Here is a 15,511-nt window from a genome sequence, read left to right as displayed (position 1 = left end):
CCCCCGCCAAGTTTCATTCCAGTGAAGTGAGCCGGATTGTACCGCCGCAAGGCGGCAATTCAAGCGGATACGCCGCCACACCGGCCCTGAGGCGGCCGGAAAGGCTGAACCGTTGCCGTCATATCACAATGACCTTGGTTCCGACGTTGACGCGCTCGTAAAGATCGGTGACATCCTCGTTGCGCATGCGGATGCAGCCGGAGGAATTGTTGCTGCCGATCGTCCACGGCTGGTTGGTGCCGTGGATGCGGTAAAGCGTCGAGCCGAGATACATGGCGCGCGCGCCCATCGGGTTCGCCGGGCCGCCTTCCATGAAGGCCGGCAGGTAGTGTCCCTTCCTCGCCTCGCGGCTGATCATTTCCTTGGGCGGTGTCCAGCTCGGCCATTCCGCCTTGCGGGTTACCTTATGAGTGCCGGCCCATTCGAAACCGGGCTTGCCGACGCCGACGCCGTACCGCCGGGCCTTACCATCGGCGAGCACGAGATAAAGGAAACGGTTCGGCGTATCGATGACGATGGTGCCGGGTTTTTCATCGGTCGGGTAGGTGACGATCTGCGGCAGGAATTGCGGTGCGATCTGGGTGCGCACCGGCGCGTTGGGGCGGACGGCGGCATTCTGCACCCGTGCCGGGCGCTGCGATGTGACGCCGGAGCTGGGGCGCTGCGGCATCGCGGCCTGGCGCTGCTGGAAGAACGGCTGGCGTGCGGCAGGCGCGCGCGGATAGACCACGGGGCGGACATTGCCGCGACCGCCGAGCTGGGTGACCCAGGGGGCCGAAAGATCCGGGCTGACGACGACGGGCGGGCGCTCGCGATAACGCTCATTGGCCATGGCGGCCGGCACGGCGAGGGTGGAAACGAGGCTCAGCGCCAGAAAAACGGACTTCATCGTCATCGGGTGGACTCTCTCTGAGGGATGTCGCAACTATGGATTTGCGGGACTGTTCGCCCGCTTTGCCGGACACGTTCGCACCTCGACGCCAGCGAATCGTAAATGGCTGTTCATTAAAAAGCGCTTGATTAGGGAAAGCTGGATTTAAGGTTAGCACCCGGTTTTGAAACGTGGTGAATGAGTGGTAAGTGCGCGGTCTGAACCGGTCACGGGCGGGAGCGGAAAAGGGTGGTTGCGGAATGAATGAAGCGGGACTTGAAACGGGCGCGGATGGCCTTGTGCGGTGTTTCTGGCAGCAGGGGCTTGCGGATTACAGTCGTTATCACGACGAGGAATGGGGTTATCCCGTCACCGACGATCGCCGCCTTTTCGAGAAGATCTGTCTGGAAGGTTTCCAGTCCGGCCTTTCCTGGCTGACGGTTCTGCGCAAGCGCGAGGCGTTCCGTCTTGCCTTCGCCAATTTCGAATTCGAAAAAGTGGCGGAATTCGGTGAGGCCGATATCGAGCGTTGCCTTGCCGACAAGGGCATCATCCGCCATCGCGGCAAGATCGTTTCGACCATCAATAATGCCCGCCGCGCCATGGAGTTGCGCGATGAATTCGGTTCGCTCGCCCGTTATTTCTGGGGTTTCGAACCGGCCGCCGCAGAAAGGCCGCAAAGGCTGGACTATGCGACGTTAAGGGCCAATCCCACCAGCGACGCCTCCATTCGCCTTTCGAAGGACCTGAAGAAGCGGGGCTGGAGTTTCGTCGGCCCGACGACCGTCTATGCATTCATGCAGGCCATGGGTATGGTCAACGACCATATCGAAGGCTGTCATTGCCGCCAGCCGATAGAGGCCATGCGGCGGGAGTTTGTACGTCCATGAAGGTAACCTCCCTTCTTCTGGCTCTCACCATGGCCGTGGCCGCCGTGCCGCATGCCTCCTTCGCGGAAGGCCGCAATGTCGATGGTATCTGGCTCGATGACGGCGAAAGGCTGAAGCAGGTGGCGCTGCCGCCGGCCGGGCCGCTGAAGCTTGACGGCTGGACGCGGCGCGGGCGCGGCGATGTCTATCGCCTGAAGGTGAAGGCCGGGCAGACGGTGAAGATCGAGCTCGCCGCCTCCAGCGAATTCGTGCTGATGGCGGTCTTCGATTTTTCGACGCCGGATGAGGATGCGATCTTCTTCAGCGATTCCGAAGGCAAGGTCGCAACGCTGACGCCGAAGGCGGATACGGAGTGGCTGATCCGCCCGACGCTCATCCTGGGATCGCCGCGCCGCGGTCTCGGCGCGCATTACACGCTGACGGTCAGCACCGGGAAATAACAGCCCGCCTTTTGCTTAGGCCGCCTGGGTCAGCACAATCAGGCCGAAACTCAAGACACCAAGCAACACGAGCGACAGGCTGGCGGCGACGATGACCTTGCCGCCGGCATGACGAAGGCTGCGAATATCGACCGAAAGGCCCAGCGCCGCCATCGACATGATGGTGAGGATGTTGGAGAGTGAGGCGACAGGGCCGATCAGAGCCTCGGGAATGAGGCCGAAGGACCGGGCCATGATCATCAGCACGAAGGCGATGATGAACCACGGAACCATCTGCTGCAATCTCAGGCGTCCCTTGTCGGACTGGCCATGGATGACGGAGAGGGCGGCGATCACAGGCCCCAGCATCAGCACGCGGATGAGCTTGACGATGGTTCCGGTCTGCACGGCGATTGCGCCGAGCGGAGCGGTTGCGGCCAGAACCTGCGGCACGGCATAGACCGTCAGGCCGGCGAAAATGCCATATTGGGTGGCGTCGAGACCCAGAAGCTGCGGCAGAAACGGCATCAGCAGCACGGCGACGACGCCAAGAACGGCCGTGAAGGCAATCGAGGCGGCGACATCTTCCGGCTTCGCGCCGATGGCGGGCGCGGCGGCGGCAATGGCGGAGTTGCCGCAGATGGAATTGCCGCAGGCGATCAGCGTCGCAAGCTTGGGCGGCAGACCGAGCATCCGCCCGGCGGCATAGCTGACGATCAGCGACAGCGCGACGATAAGCGCAATGCCGCCGATCAGCAAACCGCCGGCACCTTTGAGGATGGAGAGGCTCAAGGATGCGCCGAGAAGCGCCACCGCGATTTCAAGCAGGGTCTTCGCGCTGAATTTGATGCCGGCCGAAGCGACCGCGGGCAGCGCCATCAGCGAACGCAGCAGCGTGCCGATCAGAATGGCGAGTACGAGATCGCCGAGCCATGCATGGCCGGCAAGCCGCACCTGAAAGCGCTCCGCCAGAATGGCGGCGCAGCTGACCGCCGCGCAGAGAAGAATGCCCGGCAAAAGCGGGGTGATCCAACGGAGCGAAAACTGAAAGGGATGAGCGAGGGTGCGATGTTGTGCCATGGCCAGACAATGCCGCAGCGGCCTGTTTTATTCTATCAAATAATATGGCATATATTATTCGATAAAATCGAATGAAAAGCCATGACCTTCGAACAGCTCCGCATCTTCATCGCTGTTGCCGAACGCGAGCACCTCACAAGGGCTGCCGAAGCCATCGGTCTGACCGCCTCCGCCGTCAGTTCCGCCATCAAGAATCTCGAAGCCTTTTATAATGTCGAGCTGTTCCATCGCGTCGGCCGCAACATCGAACTGACCGAAAGCGGCCGGGCGTTTCTGGGCGAAGCGAAGGCGACGCTGGCGCGTGTGCGCAATGCGGAATTGATTCTCTCTGAAATGGGCGGGCTGACGCGCGGCGAAATCACCGTCTGCGCCAGCCAGACGATTGCAAGCTACTGGCTGCCGCCGATCCTGATGCAGTTCAAGAAGCTTTATCCGGGCGTGACCGTGCGGCTCGATATCGGTAATACGAAAACGGTGACGCAGGCCGTGCTCGACGGTCTGGCCGAGGTCGGTTTCATCGAAGGCAGGATCGATGAGCCGGCTTTGATGGTGCAGCCGGTGGTGTCCGACAAGCTGCTGGTGGTCACCGGTTCGGCCCATCCCTTCGCGGACGGCCGTTATCTCACCGCGCTCGATATGCTCTATGGCACCTCATGGGTTCTGCGCGAACAGGGCTCCGGCACCCGCTCCGCCTTCGAGGCGGCGGTGCGGCAGATGGGGGTGGATCCCGGCGAGCTTTCCGTCATGCTCGAACTGCCGTCCAACGAGGCGGTGGTGATGGCGGCACGCTCCGGCGGTGCGGCCACGGCAGTTTCCGCCTCCGTCGCCTCGCTGTTTCTGCGGCAGGGGCTGCTTGTCCGAGCCGGCATCGATCTTCCCGCCCGAAATTTCGCTTTGCTGCGCCATAAGGAGCGTCATACCAGCCGGGCGGCCATGGAGCTGGAGCGCCTCAGCCGTGCGGCCTCGGAGGACTACAAGGCCGGTCTCGCGGGGTTGTAACCTTGTGGGGAGGGAGTGCCAGCCGGCGCTCCCTGTTTGACAATAGCGGTCGTCACTTGCCCTTGGACTTCAGCCAGGCCTTCATCATGGCGATCTCGCCTTCCTGCGCCTTGATGACCTCTTCGGCCAGCTTGCGGATTTCCGGGTCCTTGCCGTATTCGAGCTGGACCTTGGCCATGTCGATCGCGCCCTGATGGTGCGGGATCATGCCGCGTACGAAATCGACATCGGCATCGCCGCTATAATCGATGGCCATATCGCCATGCATTTTCTTGCTGGCTTCCATGAAGGCCTTGGTGGAAGCGCTGTCGCTCATGGTGCCTTTTGACATGTTATGTCCGGCATGGCCGCCCGCTTCCTGTGCGAGAACGGGCATGGCGAGGGAGGCCGCAAAAGCGGCGGCGAGCGTGATGGTCTTGATAGACATGGATTATCCTTCCTGTGTCTGACGGATTTTTCGAAGATGGGTCTGAAAAAATCTGGGTCAGGCGCGGGGAGGCGGTAGCGGCGGCGCGGAAGCCTTGCCGTCAAAGACGATGCCGCGCTGCGGCTGCGGATAGGCGAATGCCATCCGGCCGCTATCGGCGAAGATCGTTCGCGGAACCACGATCAGGCAGGCGGCGCAGGAACCGGGATGTGCGGCATCGCCACCATGCGGGCAGCAACCGCCCGCTCCCGCTCCATGAGCCCCATTCTCCGCATGCGCCCGAGACCCTTGGTCCCGATCCGCGGCTCGATGCGAATGGGCATCGTCATGTTTGATCGGCGATTGTGAGGAAGCTGCCATGCCCGTGGCCATCGGCATGCTCATCGCCATCTGCGCCGGCATTGCGCCGTATAGCAGGCAGGCAAGGAACATCAATGTGCGGGCCACCTCGGACATGGCGTGAATTTACCGCTGGAATTATGGAATAAGCATGACGATCAGGTCAGTTCACGCGCGATGACGTGATGCACGATGCGATAATCCCTGCTTTCCTCGCCAAACGGGGCGAGCGGCCATTCCCACGCGGCGGCGGGGGCAGGAGGAACGATGCCATGCAGCAGGTCTTCATGCTGGTGCAGGTTGCCGTCTTTGCCGATGATGTCGAAGGAGGTGTCCGTTATCAGGCAGGCCTTGCAGGGCAGGCCAGCCAGCGCTTCCAGATGGGTGTGAATGAGCTTCGGCAGAAGATCGTCCGGGGCATTTGCGATCTTTTCCCGCTCCAGCCGGTGGCGTGCGCCGGTGCCGATCTGTGACAGGAGATTGGCCGATACCACGAGATCGAGATAGGGCACCCGCCGCAGGAAATCGAGCGGTTCCGCCGGCCGACCGGCTAGAACATCGTCAAAGCCGGAAAGATCGCGATTGGCGATGCGGACATTCTTTTTGGCATTGAGGCGCAGCTTCGCCTGCACGCTGGCAAGATGCACCAGATCGACCAGCACGACCGTATCGAACATCGCCACCAGCGCATCATAGGGCACATCGCGCAACAGGCCCGAGCCCAGCACGACCGCCGTTCGCCGCTGCTTCAGCTTTCTGGCCGATTGCAGAACGAATTGCCGGCTGTTGTTTTCATGCTCCGCCCAGGCTTTGGCGCAGCGGTTGGCGCGCGCCCAGAGGTTGACGGAATAGCGGATATGCGGCCGGAATTCTTTCGGCGTGACCGCGCGTGTGGCGGCATATTGCAGGGCTTCGAGGATCATGAATGCCTAACGGTAGATTTCACGGCGATGGCCGATTTCGACCACCAGCACGACGAGCTTGTGATCCTGTATATCGCAGATGATGCGGTAATCGCCCACCCGGTAGCGCCAGAAATTTCCGAGTTCGGAGCCTTGCAGGGCGGCGCCGGTTCTGCGTGGATTGTCATCTTCGGCAATCCGGTCTGCCAGAAAGGAAACGATGCGATTGGCGTCGCTCTTCGTCAACTTGCCCAGCTGTTTGACGGCAGCCCGCTGGAATTCAATTCTCCAGGTCAAGATCGCGCATCACTTCTTCCAGAGTATAGGTGTGCTCCTTGTTGGCGATGCGCTGCCGCGTCGCCTCTTCGGCAAGATAGAGATCTTCCATATCCTCGATATGTTTCTCGATCGCCTCGCGGATGTAATAGGCGGATGTACGGCCGGTGCGCTCGGACAGCGCTTTCAGCCGCTCATAGGTCTCATCAGGCAGGCGTATGGCCGTCTGTTTGCTCATGGGTCGCGTCCTTCCCGATCCGAATTGGGATACATGCATCCCATATAGCACCGCTTGGCCGCAGCGGCCAGTAAAACCGGAGCCTTTGCGGCTTGCCGCACCGGGCTTCATCCTCTAATACACCGGCTTGATTTCAGGAAAATATCGGATCGGCCCCATGAGCGAAAAAGCAAAAAAGCCTCAGAAACTGAAAGCCCGCCTGCCGCGTGGCTTCGTGGATCGCTCGGTTGCCGATATTCATGCCACCAATGAGATGATCGAGAAGATCCGCAGGGTCTATGAGCTTTACGGCTTCGATCCGGTGGAAACCCCGCTGTTCGAATATACCGATGCGCTCGGCAAGTTCCTGCCCGATAGCGACCGCCCGAACGAAGGCGTGTTTTCGCTGCAGGACGATGACGACCAATGGATGAGCCTGCGCTACGATCTGACCGCGCCGCTCGCCCGCCATGTCGCGGAAAATTTCAACGAAATCCAGCTGCCATACCGCACCTATCGCGCCGGTTATGTCTTCCGCAATGAAAAGCCCGGCCCCGGCCGCTTCCGGCAGTTCATGCAGTTCGATGCCGATACCGTTGGCGCCGCCGGTGTGCAGGCCGATGCCGAAATGTGCATGATGATGGCCGATACACTGGAAGCGCTCGGAATTCAGCGCGGCGACTATGTCATCCGCGTCAACAACCGCAAGGTGCTCGATGGCGTCATGGAAGCCATCGGCCTCGGCGGTGAGGACAATGCCGGTCGTCGGCTGAACGTGCTGCGCGCCATCGACAAGCTCGACAAGTTCGGTCCTGAAGGCGTGAAGCTGCTGCTCGGCCCCGGCCGCAAGGATGAATCTGGTGATTTCACCAAGGGCGCTGGTCTTGGCGAGGAGCAGATCGAAAAGGTGCTGTTCTTCGTCGGTATCAAGGATTATGCGGCAAGCGCCGATGATCTGGCCAAACTGGTTGCGGGCACCTCGAAAGGCGAGGAAGGCGTTGAGGAGCTGAACATCATCGGCGCTCTGGTCATCAGTGCCGGTTACGATGCGACGCGCATCAAGATCGACCCGTCGGTCGTTCGCGGCCTCGAATATTATACCGGCCCCGTCTATGAAGCCGAGCTGACATTCGACGTCACCAATGAAAAGGGTGAAAAGGTCGTGTTCGGCTCCGTTGGCGGCGGCGGCCGTTATGACGGCCTCGTTTCGCGTTTCATGGGCCAGCCGGTTCCGGCCACGGGCTTCTCCATCGGCGTTTCGCGCCTGATGACGGCGCTGAAGAACCTCGGCAAGCTTGGTCAGGTCAAGCCGCTCGCTCCCGTTCTCATCACCGTCATGGATGGCGATGTGGAAAGCATGGGCCGTTACCAGCGCTTCACGCAGGCGCTGCGCGCCGAGGGCATCCGCGCTGAAATGTACCAGGGCAACTGGAAGAAATTCGGCAACCAGCTGAAATATGCCGACCGTCTCGGCTCCCCCATCGCCATCATCCAGGGCGGTGACGAGCGTGCCGAAGGTGTGGTGCAGATCAAGGATCTGATCGAAGGCAAGCGCCTGTCCGGCGAGATCGAGGACAATGCCAGCTGGCGCGAGGCGCGTGTGGCGCAGGTGACCGTACTGGAGGCGGATCTGGTGGCGAAGGTCCGCGAGATTCTGGAGCATCAGGCAGAGGACGTTCGCCGCGCCGCCGAAGGGCGTTAAGGCCATGGCGATCCTCGCGCTCGACCATGTTCAACTGGCGATGCCGGCGGGCCGCGAAGATGAGGCACGCGCTTTTTATGGCGGCCTGCTCGGCTTTGCGGAGCAGGCAAAGCCTGCCAATCTGGCCGCGCGCGGCGGGTGCTGGTTCAGCCGGGGTTCGATAAAACTGCATCTCGGCGTCGAGCAGGATTTCCGCCCGGCGAAGAAAGCCCATCCGGCCTTTCTGGTCGATGATATGGCAACCTTGCGAAAAACACTTGAAACAGCAGGCCGCCATGTGGTTGAGGATGAGCCGCTTGAAGGGTATCACCGGTTTTATGTCCATGATCCCTTCGGAAACCGCATCGAAATGATGCAGCCGCTCGAACCGTGACGAAAAGTACCGTTCCATGCCCCTGATCGACATGCCGGAATTTTCCGGAGAGCTACTGGAAGAATTCGCCGCGCGCCGCACAAGCCGTGTGAACACGCCGGTAATCCAGCCCGCCGAACCGTTTCTGGATATGGCCGGCGAGGATCTGCGCCGCCGTATCTTCATGACGGAGAGCGAAACGGGTGAGAGCCTGTGCCTGCGCCCCGAATTCACCATTCCGGTCTGCCTTCGTCATATCGAGACGGCGACCGGCACGCCGAAGCGTTATTCCTATCTCGGTGAAGTTTTCCGCCAGCGCCGAGAGGGCGCCAACGAGTTTTATCAGGCCGGCATCGAAGATCTCGGCGATACCGATATCGCCGCCGCCGATGCCCGCGCTGTCATTGACGCCACCGGCATTCTACAACGCCTGCTGCCGGGCCGGTCTCTTGCCGTCACGCTGGGCGATCAGCAGGTGTTCGAGGCGGTGGTTGCCGCCCTTGGCCTGCCGCTCGGCTGGCAGAAGCGGTTGGTACAGGCATTCGGCGATATGGCGCAGCTGGACGCGCTGCTGGAAAGTCTCGTGCATCCCAAGCCGATGACCGGCCTCGATGCCCGGGTCGCCGGCCTTCTGGCGACGGGCGACGAGACGGTGCTGGTCGATTATCTCGATACGGTGATGCAGGAGACCGGCTATTCCACCAATGCCAGCCGCGCGCCGCAGGAAATCGCCCGCCGCCTGCGGGAAAAACTGGCGCTTGCCGCCACGCGCCTGCCGGATGAAAGCTTCGCGCTGCTCAAGCAATTCCTAGCCCTGAAGGCGCCGTTGCCGCAGGCCTCGCAGGTTCTGGCGGATTTTGCCGCAAAGGCGAAATTGAAACTGGATGGCGCGCTTTCGGCCTTCGATAAACGCGTCGCAGCGCTTGCCAATGCCGGTGTCGATCTCGAAACCGTCACCTATGGCGCGGCCTTCGGTCGTCCGCTCGATTATTATACCGGCCTCGTTTTCGAGGTAGTGGAAGCGGGCGGAGACAGCGTTCTGGCCGGCGGCGGCCGTTTCGACCGGCTGCTGACCCTGCTCGGCGCACAGGAAAAAATCCCGGCCGTGGGCTTTTCGCTCTGGCTGGATCGCATCGAAGCGGTGCGCGGGAGCGACAAGCCATGATCACCATCGCATTGCCCTCCAAGGGCCGGATGAAGGAAGACGCCTCCGCCGTTCTGGAACGCGCCGGGCTGAAAGTCGCGGCTGTCGGCAATGACCGCTCCTATCGCGGCCGCATCGAAGGGCGCGACGATATCGAGATCGCTTATCTCTCGGCCTCCGAGATCGCTCGCGAGATCGGCGCCGGCACCGTAGATTTCGGCGTCACGGGTGAGGACCTCGTGCGCGAGGGACTGACCAATGCCGATGCGCAGGTGGAGTTCTGCGCCCGCCTCGGTTTCGGCCATGCGGACGTCGTTGTCGCCGTGCCTGAAATCTGGCTGGATGTGGACAGTATGGCCGATCTCGGCGATGTCGCTTCGGAGTTCCGCGCCCGTCATGGCCGCAGGCTCGCCATCGCCACCAAATATTGGCGGCTGACGCAGCAGTTCTTTTCGCGCCAGCACGGCATTCAGCTTTATCGCATCGTCGAAAGCCTTGGCGCGACCGAAGGTGCACCGGCCGCAGGGCAGGCGGATATCATCGTCGATATCACCTCGACCGGTTCGACGCTGAAGGCCAACCACCTGAAAATCCTCTCGGACGGCATCATCGTCCGTTCGGAAGCATGCTTCGTGCGTGCCCGCAAGCCGGAACACGAAGGCGATGCGGCGGTTCAGGAGATCGCCTCGCGTATCAGGGCTGCGGTCTGACGACATACAACAAAAAGCCGCCGGAGCGATCCGGCGGCTTTTTGTTGGTCGATCTATCTGGCTCAGGCGTGGGCCACAGCCGCGCCACGCTTTGCGTCGACGGAGTAGGCGCCAGCGCCGAAGGCGGCAAGCAGGATGTAAGCGCCGGCAAGCGTGATGTTCTTCACCATCATGATGCCGTTCAGCGTGTTGATCCAGCCAAGAGCCGGTTCAGGCCAGCCGGGAACGGCAACCGTGCCGCTGTGGAAAACCAGACCGGTGAAGACGCAGAAGACGGCAAGCGCCCAGGCGGCGATTTTGGTCTGGAAACCAGCGAGAATGGCAAGACCGGCAACGAGTTCGAACAGGCCTGCGACATAGGCAAGCGCGGTTGCGGCGGGCAGGCCGGCGCCGGTGATCATGCCGGCCGTGCCGGCCGGATCGACGAGCTTGCTGAAGCCCGAAGTAATGAAGATGAAGGAAAGCAGAATGCGGGCGATGAGAACGAGAACGTTCTGGCTGCTGGACATGGATATCTCCGGTAATTGATCGGCGTGTTGCCGGTTGATCTGCAGGGCAATGTCTGGAGACATCAATGTCGGAAAATCACTCATCCATAAAGATGAACAACAGAAGACAAATTGTCTTCATTTTGTGAACGGTGGATGGCATCGCTGCAAAAAACCTTAGGCGGCGAAGCGAATATCCTCAAGACGCGGAAACAGGAAAAGCCCTGATATGCGCCCTTGCTGGCCGTCTTCGAAGCCGGATGATTCACCCATGCAGATGACCGGCTGCCGCATCGCCGGCAAGATGGAGAGGCCGGTTGAAAAACAGAAACGTGAGGGTGCGGTGGAAACCTGCTCGAAAAGTTCCAGAACGCGGGCGTGGTCAGCGCGGTCGTAACAGCGGACAAGGCTGAGCAATCCGCACTCGCCCGGCGGCAGGCCGTGCATGAATGATGCGTGTTCGCCGAGCCGGATGACACCACTGGAAAGATCGCTGCTCCACTCCTCCGACATGAAGAAATGCGACAGGGTCCGGGGATCGGGCGTGGTCGTTACCGCCGCAGGCAGAGCATCGTTGCGTCTTGATATTTCAAACAAATCGCGCCCCCGCATGAACACGTGCCAGCGCCGCCACTTCAAGCGCCACTGCCAGGTTGAACCTTTACCGCCACCCGCAGTCGAACGTATTTGCCAGGCATCGAAACCCCTTCGATGCTGGCCGCCCCGTCGCGGAACCCTTACGGGGGGTGACTTATAGTTTATTTTCCCCTACCTACAACAACCAGCCAGTGAGAAAATCAAAAATATTATGTATTTCTTCTTCAATATCGCGAGATATGCGAAAAAGCACAACTAAATAGCGCACTTATAAGCCGGTCCGAGTGGAAATCGGCCCCGTATGGGGTGGTGATTCGCTCTTGAATGTGCCCTATTATTGCATAGGGCTGCAAAAAATAGCCGGATAAAATCATGCCTGTTCCAAAACGGGACAATACACGAACCTTTCCGCTTTCGGCCTTCAGAATTATGCAACCTGTTGATTTTCATGAAGCATCTCTCGCGAGAGCGCTGACGTCATCCTTGGGCCTGTCCCACTGCCGTCCGATTTAAATTCCGGATGGCCAGCAGCCTTTTTAAAGACAGTAATGGACGGTCAACATTCCCTCGACGTCATCCTCGGCCCTGTGCCGAGGATCTAATCACGTCGAATAAAATCAATCGGTTGCAGATCCTCGGGACAGGCCCGAGGATGACGTCGGCGTGATTGGCTTTGGCACGGCATGCCCGAAAATAATAGAACCAATGACACCTGACTTCTTCGAGAAATTTAAACCGGACAGCAGTGGGCCTGTCCCAAGGATGACGCCGATAAGATGCGCCGCCTTCCATCAATCACGCATGGGCGGCAAAGAAAAAGGGCGGTCCGAAGACCGCCCTTTCCTTATTCCGGTGACAGGACTGATTAGAAGTCCATGCCGCCCATGCCGCCGCCCGGCATTGCCGGCATTGCAGCTTCCTTCTTCGGAAGCTCGGCGATCATGGCTTCGGTGGTGATCAGCAGCGAAGCAACCGAAGCTGCGTTCTGCAGAGCCGTACGAACAACCTTGACCGGGTCGACGATGCCGAGCTGGATCAGGTCGCCATATTCGCCGGTCTGGGCGTTGTAGCCGTAGTTGTCTTCATTCTTGTCGAGGATCTTGCCAACAACGATGGAAGCTTCGTCACCAGCGTTTTCTGCGATCTGGCGAACCAGAGCCTGCAGAGCCTTGCGCACGATGTTGATGCCAGCTTCCTGGTCGTCGTTTGCACCCTTGGCGGTGATCTTCGTGGAGGAACGCAGCAGGGCAACGCCGCCGCCCGGTACGATGCCTTCCTGAACGGCAGCGCGCGTCGCGTTGAGAGCGTCGTCGATGCGGTCCTTCTTTTCCTTCACTTCGACTTCCGTCGAACCGCCGACGCGGATAACGGCAACGCCGCCAGCGAGCTTGGCAAGACGTTCCTGCAGCTTTTCGCGGTCGTAGTCGGAGGTGGTTTCTTCGATCTGGGCCTTGATCTGGGCAACACGGCCTTCGATGTCGGACTTCTGGCCGGCGCCGTCAACGATCGTGGTGTTTTCCTTGGAGATCGAAACCTTCTTCGACTTGCCGAGCATGTCGAGGGTAACGTTTTCGAGCTTGATGCCGAGGTCTTCGGAAATGACGGTACCACCGGTCAGGATGGCGATGTCTTCCAGCATGGCCTTGCGGCGGTCGCCGAAGCCAGGAGCCTTGACGGCAGCGATCTTGAGGCCGCCACGCAGCTTGTTGACGACGAGCGTTGCAAGAGCTTCGCCTTCGACGTCTTCAGCGATGATGACGAGCGGCTTGCCGGTCTGAACGACGGCTTCGAGAACCGGCAGCATGGCCTGAAGGTTCGAGAGCTTCTTTTCGTGCAGGAGGATGTATGCGTCTTCGAGGTCCGCAACCATCTTTTCCGGGTTGGTCACGAAGTAGGGCGACAGGTAGCCGCGGTCGAACTGCATGCCTTCGACGACTTCGAGTTCGGTTTCGGCGGTCTTGGCTTCTTCAACGGTGATGACGCCTTCGTTGCCGACCTTCTGCATTGCTTCAGCAATGTCGAGACCGATCTGACGCTCGCCGTTTGCGGAGATCGTGCCGACCTGCGCAACTTCTTCGGACGTGTTGATCTTCTTGGCCTTGGCCTGAAGGTCCTTGACGACTTCAGCAACGGCCAGATCGATACCGCGCTTCAGGTCCATCGGGTTCATGCCGGCAGCAACTGCCTTGGAACCTTCGCGAACGATGGCCTGGGCCAGAACGGTCGCGGTGGTGGTGCCGTCACCGGCGATGTCGTTGGTCTTGGAGGCGACTTCGCGAACGAGCTGTGCGCCCATGTTCTCGAACTTGTCTTCCAGTTCGATTTCCTTGGCGACGGAAACGCCGTCCTTGGTGATGCGCGGAGCGCCGAAGGACTTGTCGATAACGACGTTACGACCCTTCGGGCCGAGGGTGACCTTTACTGCATCAGCAAGAACGTCGACGCCCTTGAGCATCTTTTCGCGTGCTGTGCGGCCGAATTTTACTTCTTTGGCTGCCATTTTCAAAACTCCTGGTTTCGAATGGCCGGACCGGGTCCGGCTTGAAATTTAAGGAAACGATGGGTCGGCTGAAATCAGCCGATGATGCCCATGATGTCGGCTTCCTTCATGATCAGAAGGTCTTCGCCGTTGAGCTTGACTTCGGTGCCCGACCACTTGCCGAACAGAACGCGATCGCCAACCTTGACGTCGAGAGCGACGACCTTGCCGGCCTCGTCACGTGCGCCGGAACCGACGGCGACGATTTCGCCTTCCTGCGGCTTTTCCTTGGCGGTATCGGGAATGATGATGCCGCCCTTGGTCTTTTCTTCGGACTCAACGCGACGAACGACGACGCGATCGTGAAGCGGGCGGAAATTGGTGCTTGTCATTGTCTAATCCCTCGATCAAATGACTGCGCGAGCTTTTGGAACTCGCCTGATGGGTGTTAGCACTCTCCTTTATCGAGTGCCAGCGGAACCGAGATAAGGAGGGCTTCTGCCGGAGTCAAGAACGCCCTGTCTGAAAAATTTCATGGCTTATGGTTATCAGCGTTCCATGACAGAAATTTCCCATGCGCGGACGGGCGCGGCGACGACATTCTTTTCGTGCGTTCCGGCCGCATCGCATCTAAGGGGCATTTGTGTTCATGCTGCGTCAGGCGGGCCAAAGACCGGTCTGGCGGCGCTTTTTTCCTTGCCATCGGCGTTCCGCTTTGCGATGTCACGCACACCCTCTTCTCGCATCCGGAAAGCATCTCATGGCCCATCGCATTCTCACTCTCGGCGAAATCACGGCTGGGTTCGACGTTATTCTTTCGGATGTCTGGGGCGTGCTGCACAATGGCGTCAGCGCCTTTCCGGATGCGGCGGTTGCGCTGCGGGAAGCGCGCAAGGCCGGCAAGACGGTGGTGCTCATCACCAATTCGCCGCGCCCCGCTCCCGGCGTCATCGCCCAGCTTCGCGTTCTCGGCGTGCCGGATGAAGCCTATGACCGTATCATCACGTCCGGTGACGTCACCCGCGGCCTGATCGCGGAAGGTCCGAAAAAAGTCTTCCTGCTCGGCCCGGAGCGGGATCTGCCGCTGCTGGACGGTCTCGATGTCGAGCGCGTCGGCGAGGCGGAAGCGCAGTCCGTGGTCTGCACCGGTTTCTTTGACGACGAGACGGAAACGCCCGAGGATTATACCGAAATGCTCAAGGGCTTCATTGCCCGCAACGTGCCGATGATCTGCGCCAATCCCGATCTGGTGGTGGAGCGCGGCGAGCGCATCATTCCCTGCGCCGGCGCCATGGCCGCTTATTACGAACAGCTCGGCGGCGAGGTCCGCATTGCCGGCAAGCCGCATGCGCCGATCTATGAAGCCTGCCTTGCGGCGGCCAAAGAAGTGCGCGGCGCCTTCGCCAAGGATCGCGTGCTTGCCATCGGCGACGGCATGCCGACGGATGTGAAGGGCGCGATTGCGAGCGGTCTCAACCTTCTTTATATCAGCGGCGGCATTCACGCCGCCGAATATACGCTGAACGGCCAGACGGACGAGGCGCTTCTCAACGCCTATCTCAAGGGGCAGGGTGCTGCTCCCGGCTGGTGGATGCCCCGTCTCGCCTGAGGACGTCTTG

19 protein-coding genes are annotated in these 15,511 nt (G+C 60.4%); 8 read left to right on the top strand and 11 right to left on the bottom strand.

The genetic code is table 11. The annotated features are described in order from the left end of the window. Nucleotides 1-118: 118 nt before the first annotated feature. The gene (locus ACQZ5G_RS06700) at nt 119-895 is read right to left on the bottom strand and encodes a L,D-transpeptidase (protein ID WP_448737359.1); all 777 of its coding nucleotides are present in this window, start codon (nt 893-895) and stop codon (nt 119-121) included. A 236-nt stretch (nt 896-1,131) separates the two neighbouring features. Between ACQZ5G_RS06700 and ACQZ5G_RS06695 the strand changes: the two genes are divergently transcribed. Then, nucleotides 1,132-1,761, top strand: coding sequence for a DNA-3-methyladenine glycosylase I (locus ACQZ5G_RS06695; RefSeq protein WP_003524902.1), 630 nt, complete (start codon nt 1,132-1,134; stop codon nt 1,759-1,761). Continuing rightward, complete coding sequence (locus ACQZ5G_RS06690) at nt 1,758-2,201, top strand: hypothetical protein (RefSeq protein ID WP_003524901.1); 444 nt, start codon at nt 1,758-1,760, stop codon at nt 2,199-2,201. Before ACQZ5G_RS06695 ends, ACQZ5G_RS06690 begins: the two co-directional genes overlap by 4 nt. A gap of 15 nt (nt 2,202-2,216) precedes the next feature. Here ACQZ5G_RS06690 and ACQZ5G_RS06685 read toward each other — a convergent pair whose 3' ends face one another. Next, nucleotides 2,217-3,260 (bottom strand): YeiH family protein, encoded by a 1,044-nt coding sequence (locus tag ACQZ5G_RS06685; RefSeq protein ID WP_448737360.1) that lies wholly within the window; start codon nt 3,258-3,260, stop codon nt 2,217-2,219. Nucleotides 3,261-3,341: 81 nt separating this feature from the next. Here ACQZ5G_RS06685 and ACQZ5G_RS06680 point away from each other — a divergent pair, with 81 nt between their 5' ends. Continuing rightward, nucleotides 3,342-4,259, top strand: coding sequence for a LysR family transcriptional regulator (locus ACQZ5G_RS06680; protein WP_065654378.1), 918 nt, complete (start codon nt 3,342-3,344; stop codon nt 4,257-4,259). A gap of 52 nt (nt 4,260-4,311) precedes the next feature. Here ACQZ5G_RS06680 and copM read toward each other — a convergent pair whose 3' ends face one another. Genes copM through relB form a run of 5 tightly spaced genes read right to left on the bottom strand, consistent with a single transcriptional unit; the run spans nt 4,312 to nt 6,441 of the window. Continuing rightward, nucleotides 4,312-4,686 (bottom strand): CopM family metallochaperone, encoded by a 375-nt coding sequence (gene copM, locus ACQZ5G_RS06675; protein ID WP_448737361.1) that lies wholly within the window; start codon nt 4,684-4,686, stop codon nt 4,312-4,314. 57 nt (nt 4,687-4,743) lie between these two features. After that, nucleotides 4,744-5,142 (bottom strand): hypothetical protein, encoded by a 399-nt coding sequence (locus ACQZ5G_RS06670; protein WP_448737362.1) that lies wholly within the window; start codon nt 5,140-5,142, stop codon nt 4,744-4,746. 41 nt (nt 5,143-5,183) lie between these two features. Next, entirely contained in the window at nt 5,184-5,948 is a 765-nt protein-coding gene (locus tag ACQZ5G_RS06665) for a hypothetical protein (RefSeq protein WP_142778759.1), read from the bottom strand. A 6-nt stretch (nt 5,949-5,954) separates the two neighbouring features. After that, a complete protein-coding gene (locus ACQZ5G_RS06660; RefSeq protein WP_142778760.1) occupies nt 5,955-6,224 on the bottom strand; it encodes a type II toxin-antitoxin system RelE family toxin in 270 nt (89 codons plus the stop codon). Beyond that, a complete protein-coding gene (relB, locus tag ACQZ5G_RS06655) occupies nt 6,208-6,441 on the bottom strand; it encodes a type II toxin-antitoxin system RelB family antitoxin (RefSeq protein ID WP_065654373.1) in 234 nt (77 codons plus the stop codon). The genes ACQZ5G_RS06660 and relB overlap by 17 nt, the downstream gene beginning before the upstream one ends. A gap of 157 nt (nt 6,442-6,598) precedes the next feature. Here relB and hisS point away from each other — a divergent pair, with 157 nt between their 5' ends. The 4 genes from hisS to hisG are packed head-to-tail and all read left to right on the top strand — an operon-like array spanning nt 6,599 to nt 10,328. After that, on the top strand, nt 6,599-8,122 hold the full coding sequence (gene hisS / locus ACQZ5G_RS06650; RefSeq protein WP_448737363.1) for a histidine--tRNA ligase: 1,524 nt from the start codon (nt 6,599-6,601) through the stop codon (nt 8,120-8,122). A 4-nt stretch (nt 8,123-8,126) separates the two neighbouring features. Beyond that, nucleotides 8,127-8,495: a VOC family protein gene (locus ACQZ5G_RS06645; protein WP_448737364.1), complete on the top strand. Its 369-nt coding sequence runs from the start codon at nt 8,127-8,129 to the stop codon at nt 8,493-8,495. 16 nt (nt 8,496-8,511) lie between these two features. Continuing rightward, on the top strand, nt 8,512-9,639 hold the full coding sequence (locus tag ACQZ5G_RS06640; RefSeq protein ID WP_448737365.1) for an ATP phosphoribosyltransferase regulatory subunit: 1,128 nt from the start codon (nt 8,512-8,514) through the stop codon (nt 9,637-9,639). Next, a complete protein-coding gene (hisG, locus tag ACQZ5G_RS06635; protein WP_020812640.1) occupies nt 9,636-10,328 on the top strand; it encodes an ATP phosphoribosyltransferase in 693 nt (230 codons plus the stop codon). The genes ACQZ5G_RS06640 and hisG overlap by 4 nt, the downstream gene beginning before the upstream one ends. 62 nt (nt 10,329-10,390) lie before the next feature. Here hisG and ACQZ5G_RS06630 read toward each other — a convergent pair whose 3' ends face one another. From ACQZ5G_RS06630 to groES, 4 genes are all read right to left on the bottom strand, one after another. Beyond that, nucleotides 10,391-10,837 carry a DoxX family protein gene (locus ACQZ5G_RS06630; RefSeq protein ID WP_003503183.1) on the bottom strand — a complete coding sequence of 149 codons (447 nt, stop codon included), beginning with the start codon at nt 10,835-10,837 and terminating at the stop codon, nt 10,391-10,393. 156 nt (nt 10,838-10,993) lie between these two features. Next, nucleotides 10,994-11,428, bottom strand: coding sequence for a hypothetical protein (locus tag ACQZ5G_RS06625; protein WP_448737366.1), 435 nt, complete (start codon nt 11,426-11,428; stop codon nt 10,994-10,996). 850 nt (nt 11,429-12,278) lie between these two features. Next, a complete protein-coding gene (gene groL / locus ACQZ5G_RS06620) occupies nt 12,279-13,913 on the bottom strand; it encodes a chaperonin GroEL (RefSeq protein ID WP_279658971.1) in 1,635 nt (544 codons plus the stop codon). Between the two features lie 74 nt (nt 13,914-13,987). Further along, the gene (gene groES / locus ACQZ5G_RS06615; RefSeq protein WP_004440196.1) at nt 13,988-14,284 is read right to left on the bottom strand and encodes a co-chaperone GroES; all 297 of its coding nucleotides are present in this window, start codon (nt 14,282-14,284) and stop codon (nt 13,988-13,990) included. Between the two features lie 368 nt (nt 14,285-14,652). Between groES and ACQZ5G_RS06610 the strand changes: the two genes are divergently transcribed. After that, entirely contained in the window at nt 14,653-15,501 is an 849-nt protein-coding gene (locus ACQZ5G_RS06610) for a TIGR01459 family HAD-type hydrolase (protein ID WP_059760748.1), read from the top strand. The last annotated feature ends 10 nt before the right edge of the window (nt 15,502-15,511 follow it).

The organism is Agrobacterium sp. 22-214-1 (assembly GCF_053522465.1).
Note: the sequence above shows the minus strand (reverse complement) of the source record. Positions and strands in the feature narration are given on the sequence as shown.